3 protein-coding genes are annotated in these 6,397 nt (G+C 48.0%); 1 reads left to right on the forward strand and 2 read right to left on the reverse strand.

Annotated elements, in window-relative coordinates; all coding sequences use genetic code 11:
- Positions 1-52: 52 nt before the first annotated feature.
- Both LRP50_RS20305 and modF read right to left on the reverse strand, forming a co-directional pair.
- Positions 53-1,345, reverse strand: a complete 1,293-nt coding sequence (locus tag LRP50_RS20305; RefSeq protein WP_274166271.1) for a DEAD/DEAH box helicase — start codon at positions 1,343-1,345, stop codon at positions 53-55.
- 80 nt (positions 1,346-1,425) lie between these two features.
- A complete protein-coding gene (gene modF / locus LRP50_RS20310; RefSeq protein ID WP_274166272.1) occupies positions 1,426-2,886 on the reverse strand; it encodes a molybdate ABC transporter ATP-binding protein ModF in 1,461 nt (486 codons plus the stop codon).
- A 580-nt stretch (positions 2,887-3,466) separates the two neighbouring features.
- On the opposite strand from modF, the gene LRP50_RS20315 reads away from it, so the two are divergent.
- On the forward strand, positions 3,467-6,397 hold a 2,931-nt coding region (locus tag LRP50_RS20315; RefSeq protein ID WP_337992925.1), incomplete at its 3' end, for an immunoglobulin-like domain-containing protein.

Here is a 6,397-nt window from a genome sequence, read left to right on the forward strand (position 1 = left end):
GCCACCTCCCTGTTTTATAGTCAGTTATCTGATTACGCGTTTAGCGTTGGAGTTACAGCCCCTTAAGCCATGCATCGACAGCAGCAGAATGGCCTTTGTTTTTGCGCTTTTTCTTACCCGTGCCTTCTGGTTTTGCCATTGGTTTTTCTTCTGCTAGTAGCGCTTCAACGGCAGCTTCATCCACTTCAAACCCTTCAACTTGTTCACGCTCAAGTCGGATTTTGTTCTTCTTCTCGATGATTTTGAAGTGGTGATAATCTTCATGATCGATTAGCGACAATGCCAAACCGACTTCGCCAGCACGGCCACTTCGACCAATACGGTGCATGTAGTCTGCAGGGCTTCGTGGCAAATCAAAGTTGATCACTACCGGTAGTTTTTCGATATCCAAACCGCGGGCAGCAATATCTGTGGCGATCAATACATCAATGTCGCCAGCTTTAAAGCCTTCAAGTACACGGGTGCGCGAGGCTTGTGCTTTATCGCCGTGGAATACTTCGGCAGTAATGCCGCGCTTCGCAAGTTTGTCTGCGAGGTGTTCACAGGCTTTTTTAGCGTTAACGAAAATCAGCGCTTGTCGCCAATCATGCTCATGGATCATATGCGCTAGTACGGCGGTTTTCTCGCCTTGGTTAACGGTGAAAACACGCTGAACCAAGGTGCTTGCATCTGCGCTTTGCAGTTGAAGCTCGATAGGATCGTTAAGTAGCGTTTGGGTGAGCGCCTGAACTTGTTCTGGGAAGGTGGCTGAAAACAGTAAGGTCTGTTTTTTCTTCGGCAACATTTCCAACAGTGATGAAAGCTCTTCAGTAAAGCCTAGGCTCAACATGCGGTCAGCTTCATCCAGAACCAGCGTGTTTACGCGTTCGAGCTTAATGGCGTTGCTTGAAATCAAATCCAGCAAACGACCTGGGGTCGCTACAAGAATGTCTGTACCGCCACGTAGAGCAAGCATTTGGGTATTGGCAGAAACGCCACCAAACACAGCGACAGTTTTCACTGCGCCGTTAAAATGTACTGCGTAAGATTTAATGCTGTCTGCTACTTGCTTCGCCAATTCACGGGTGGGTACCAAGACCAGCCCTGTTACAAAGTTACCTTTGCCACTTTTTGGTTTATCGCTTTGCTGTTCAACAATTTGTTGAAGCATTGGTAATGCAAAAGTGGCTGTCTTCCCTGAACCAGTGTTCGCGCCTGCAATGAGGTCACGTCCTGCCAATACGCTAGGGATAGCTTGCGCTTGGATCGGTGTTGGCTGTTGGTATTCCAGCTCTGTTAAGCGGGCTAACAGAGGGGAAATGAGGCCAAGTTCAGTAAAGTTGGCTGGCGTCTTTGCAGTAGTCATTCAGATAAATGCTCGAAGCTAAAATGTTAGCCAGACATTTTAGTGTATTTCGGGCCTCTTCAGTTAGTGATATTGATCACTTATGACTTGCGAACGGTTTCAAGTGCGGCGTGATAGCACTTAGCTTTCTCATCAAACACGAACGTTAGGGTGTTGTGGATGCTTGCCAGCTCATCATCTTGATAGTGCGAAACGTAAAGCAATTGGCTGAGATTTTCCTTGGCGATCAGCTCCAAGGTATTCTTCATAAGCCGACGCCCGAGGTAATCCAAACCTTGGTAGGGTTCATCCAAGATCAGTAAGGTAGGTTGTTTAACGATGGCGCGGGCGATGAGTAACAGACGTTGTTGGCCGTATTCCAACTTACGAAAGGGCGTTTTGATGTATTGGCTCATGTGTAAGATAGCCATCCACTCTTTGGCGAGTTCGCGTTCTTTGATCGTTGGCTGGTTATACAGGCCAATCGAGTCGTAAAAACCTGAAAGAATGACCTCTAACGCGCTGCAATTTACGCGATATTGCAGGTGTAATGCTGACGATACCATGCCGATATGCTTTTTGATTTCCCAGATGGTTTCACCTGAACCACGTTGCTTACCAAAGATGTGAATGTCGTTGCTATAGCACTGTGGATGGTCGCCGAAGATCATGCCTAGTAGGGTACTTTTTCCGCAACCATTGGGGCCTTTTACATGCCAATGTTGCCCTTTGTCGATGCGCCAACTGACATCCGAAAATATGGTTTTGGTTGTGTATTCAACATGCCCGTCTTTCAATTCAAAAATTGGATTCTCAAACGGGGTTGAGTGCTGGTGGCGGCGAATTAACGCCATCATGTGCTCACTTTGCTCTTGAGATTGGGCTTTGAGCTGGGCAATAACAGGGTGGGAGTTCCATGCATTTTTATCCATGAGCCCATCGAGTTTCCCATGATTGAACAGGGCAATGTGGTCGACCCACTCTGGCATGTCTTCTTCGCGGGCAAAGGTGACGATCATTTGCACCGTTTGTGACAGTGTGGCTAGGTATCTTGCGAGCGAAGCACGATGGGCAACATCAAGTCCGCTAAATGGGTTGTCGAGAACCACAAAATCAGGCTGAGTCGCGAGTGCTCGGGCGAGCATCACTCGACGGGTTTCTCCGGTCGACAGCACACGAAAACCGCTGTCAGCTAGGTGAGTCAGGTCAAGGTCTTCAATCAAGGTGCGAGTGAGCGATTCATTTTGGCTGTTCTCGTGAATCAAATCGAAAACGCGAGTGCCTTCGTCGATGCGGTCGAGAAAATCGGTATCATCGTTGGCGATTTCTTCATCCAAAAGGCGCTGCTGTTCAACCAAAGACACTTGGGCAACCTTGCCGTGACTTGTTTTGATGGCTCCAGTAAACGAGAGTTCATTGCAGAGCAAACCTCCAAGCAAGGAACCGATATCCCCTTCGGAGCTAAATACGGCCCATGATTGATTGTGGGCAATGACCCAATTGTCGATGGTTACAGCTGATATGGCGCTGCTTGCAGTAACCTGATCGAATCTGACTTCCATGCGGGATACGCTTCCTTGTTATGCTCAAGGTATACATATATACCATCGAAAAAAACAGTATGTTACTACTTAAACCTTACGCTGGTTTGATTGTTTTATATGAAACTTGTCTAGACGTGAATATAAATAATGTCACATATGTTTAGCTTTGAAAAGTCCATATTTTTAGATGTTAATTATGGGTGAATCCCATTGTGTGATAATTATATGGTGCCTATTTTAGCCCATGTTTGATGCGCCGGTAATCAATATTCCCCATGATTTTTTAGTATGAGTAGAGATTAATATGTATTCATTTGCATGCATACGTATGGTTGGTATTTATGATTCATATCATCATCTATTTTCGTGTATTTATAGGGTGGATGTATTTAACCCCCTCCATTAATCATTGATTAATATGCTGAATTATATTTATTTTTGTGGGTGTAAAATTATTCACGAGAAAATCTCATTATATAAACAATTAATATCTCTTACTGTGAAGGTGGTGGTGATTTAAAAATTGATTTCCATTAAATTTTGTATGGTTTATTTCCTCAATAAATAAAATTATAAAAATCGGTCCACAGGAGCGGATATGTCAGGTTTGGGTATGGGAAAATTGGCAGGGAAGGCAATTATTGTTGAGCCAAATGGCAGAATTCTAATTGCGGCCGAAAATTCGGTATTGCACGAAGGAGATCTCCTCGTTTTACGGCACGTTGGGCATAGTGACGAGGACGATCAGACCGTGATCATTGATGTCCATCAAGATAAAGTGATTCTCCAAGAGCAAGAAAATCTCACGGAACTCGCGATGCCTGATAACTTCGATTTGTCAGACATTCTGGCAGCGGTGGAAGAAGGTAGAGATCCGACCCTGCTCGAAGGTGTAGCGACTGAGGGGGGGAATGCAGACGGCAGCTCGTCGATTACCGCACAATCGGTTATTGAATCGGGGAATTCTGCGCACGTATATACTTCTGCTGGCTTTAATACCCAATCGCCGCTCTTTGATGGATTGCCCTTTCAACAACTCAGTTCTCTTGGTCGAGTTTTGAATGCAGATAAAGACGAGCCCATTGCCTCGTTAACGGGTGATAGCACCATTGAAGAAGGAATGTCTGCATCTTATACCGTTTCAATTTCGAAGGCCGTCGATACTGATACCCACGTCAGCGTCTCAATCAGCCATAAAACCTCGGAATCAGGAGATATTACGCCAATAACACGTGATGTCGTCATTGTTGCAGGTCAAACATCCGCGACATTTACTTTCGATATTATTGATGATGTGTTTGACGAAACTGCCGATAGCGATACTTACACTGTTTCTATTTCTAATATTGAAACTGGAGATCCAGCCCAAAATATTGCTGCCCCTCCGGCTATAGAAACACACATTCGGGATGAGAATGCATTCGATCATGCTGAAAACAACGATGCGCCGAATCTAAGCCTATCTGGCAGCGAAACAGTGGTTGAAGGCGAATCTGCCACTTATGAACTTTTGCTGTCACACATACCGAAGTCTGATGTCATCATTACCGTGGGTGTTACTCGTATTTCTGCAGAAGGTGATGATGTTCAAGAGAGCTCGCGTCAGATAACAATTTTAGCCGGCACCAACTCGGCGAAATTTACTATCGAGACTATCGATGATGTATTTGACGAATCAGATGACAATGACGTATTTAGTGTTGTGGTATCTGGAGTTGAAGGTGGTGGATTTGAGCGGCAGCCATCTCTGCCTGAGTCAATCAAAACCACTATTAATGATGGTGATGCGAATGCACCGATCTTAACATTGACCGGAGATTCTTCTGTCAATGAAGGAGAGTCGGCAAGCTACACGTTGACCATCAGCGAAGCGCCAACGTCCAATTTAACCGTCGCTGTCGTAGTCGGCCACAAAACCTCCGAAGACGGCGATGTCACCCCCGTGACGCGAGAAGTGGTGATCGCCGCCAACACCACGTCGACCGATTTCACGGTGGCAACACTCGACGATTCTATTCTTGAAACCACTGACGATGACGTGTTCGAAGTGTCGGTCACTGGCACATCGGGCGGTGGATTTGAAGTGCTGCCAGATAACCCATCGGCGGTCGAAACCACGATCAACGAAGACACGACCGGCACTGATAAACCCACCCTGACGTTAACAGGTGATGCGTCCGTCATTGAAGGCGCGGAAGCGTCTTACACATTGACCATTTCAGAAGCGCCGATGACGGCACTGACGGTGACTGTCGTTGTTGGACACAAAACCTCCGAAGATGGCGATGTGACGCCTGTGACCCGAGAAGTGGTGATCGCGGCCAACACCACGTCGACCGTTTTCACGGTCGCAACGCTGGATGATTCTATTCTTGAAACCAATGACGACGATGTCTTTGAAGTCTCGGTGACGGGCACAGCGGGCGGTGGCTTTGAAGTACTGCCGGATAATCCATCGGCGGTCGAAACCACGATCAACGAAGACACGACCGGCACCGATAAACCAACACTAACCCTAACAGGTGATGCGTCCGTCATTGAAGGCGCGGAAGCATCGTACACATTGACCATTTCAGAAGCGCCGATGACGGCACTGACGGTGACTGTCGTTGTTGGACACAAAACCTCGGAAGATGGCGATGTCACGCCCGTGACCCGTGAAGTGGTGATCGCGGCGAACACCACCTCGACGGATTTCACCGTGGCGACGCTGGATGATGCCATCCTGGAAACCACTGACGATGACGTGTTTGAAGTCTCGGTGACCGGTACTTCTGGCGGCGGATTCGAAGTGCTGCCGGATAATCCATCGGCGGTCGAAACCACGATCAATGAAGACACCACATCAACGGACAAACCCACGCTGACGTTAACGGGTGATGCGTCCGTCATTGAAGGTGCGGAAGCGTCGTACACATTGACCATTTCAGAAGCGCCAACGTCCAATTTGACCGTGACAGTGGTTGTCGGTCACAAAACCTCCGAAGATGGCGATGTCACCCCCGTGACGCGAGAAGTGGTGATCGCGGCGAACACCACGTCGACCGATTTCACCGTGGCGACCTTGGATGACAGCATCCTCGAAACCACTGACGATGACGTGTTTGAAGTGTCCGTGACAGGCACATCGGGCGGCGGCTTTGAAGAGCTGCCGGATAATCCATCGGCGGTAGAAACCACGATCAACGAAGACACGACCGGCACTGATAAACCGACCCTGACGTTAACGGGTGATGCGTCCGTTATTGAAGGCGAAGAAGCCAGCTACACGCTGACCATCAGCGAAGCGCCCGCAACAGCTTTAACCGTGACAGTGGTTGTCGGCCATAAAACCTCCGAAGATGGCGATGTGACGCCTGTGACGCCTGTGACGCGAGAAGTGGTGATCGCGGCGAACACCACGTCGACCAATTTCACGGTCGCAACACTCGACGATTCTATCCTTGAAACCAATGACGACGATGTCTTTGAAGTCTCGGTGACGGGCACTTCTGGCGGCGGTTATGAAGTCTTGCCGGATAACCCTGCA

It is taken from the genome of Enterovibrio gelatinilyticus, from assembly GCF_028683095.1.
GTDB classification, from domain to species: domain Bacteria; phylum Pseudomonadota; class Gammaproteobacteria; order Enterobacterales; family Vibrionaceae; genus Enterovibrio; species Enterovibrio gelatinilyticus.

Coding starts and splice junctions, on each gene's coding strand:
- LRP50_RS20305 (WP_274166271.1), bottom strand. CDS start 1,345: ATGACTACTGCAAAGACGCCAGCCAACTTTACTGAACTTGGCCTCATT.
- modF (WP_274166272.1), bottom strand. CDS start 2,886: ATGGAAGTCAGATTCGATCAGGTTACTGCAAGCAGCGCCATATCAGCT.